At 66.8% G+C, this 554-nt stretch carries 1 protein-coding gene; it reads left to right on the top strand.

Annotation, left to right across the window (positions count from 1 at the left end):
- The coding region (locus ACW7GZ_RS14920) for an outer membrane beta-barrel protein (RefSeq protein ID WP_457010066.1) at positions 1-554 on the top strand (554 nt) is incomplete at both ends.

Raw genomic sequence — 554 nt, 5'->3', positions numbered from 1 at the left:
CGCCCAGGATTTCGACGACCGCTGGTACCTGACCGGTGGCGCTGGTTTCAACCTGCAGGACAATGACCGCGGTACGCGCGATGCGCCGTTCGCAACGCTTGGCGTTGGCAAGTTCATTTCCCCGGCGTGGTCGCTGGATGCGGAGCTGAACTACCAGAACCCGAACAATGACGCGAACCAGGACCTGAACTGGAGCCAGTACGGCGTTTCGCTGGACCTGCGTCGCCACTTCCTGGCCGAAGGCCGCAACTGGGCGCCTTACGTGCTGATGGGCGTGGGCTACCAGCGTTCGGAAGAAGAGTACGACGCGTTCCCGAGCCCGGTTTCGCCGGGTGAGCGCGAAGACGGCAACTTCGCCGCCAAGGTTGGCGTGGGTGCGCAGGGCGGCACGGGTCGGGTCAAGATCCGCACCGAGCTGGCCTACCGTGCCGACTTCGACGACACCAGCGTCAGCGCCCCGAGCGAAGACTGGTTCGGCGACGTGCTGGCTTCGGTTGGCGTCGTGATCCCGCTGGGTCCGGAGCCGACTGCCCCGGTGGCCCCGGCGCCGGTGG

Source organism: Luteimonas sp. A537 (assembly GCF_054052065.1).
This window is presented reverse-complemented; position numbering and strand designations above follow the sequence as displayed.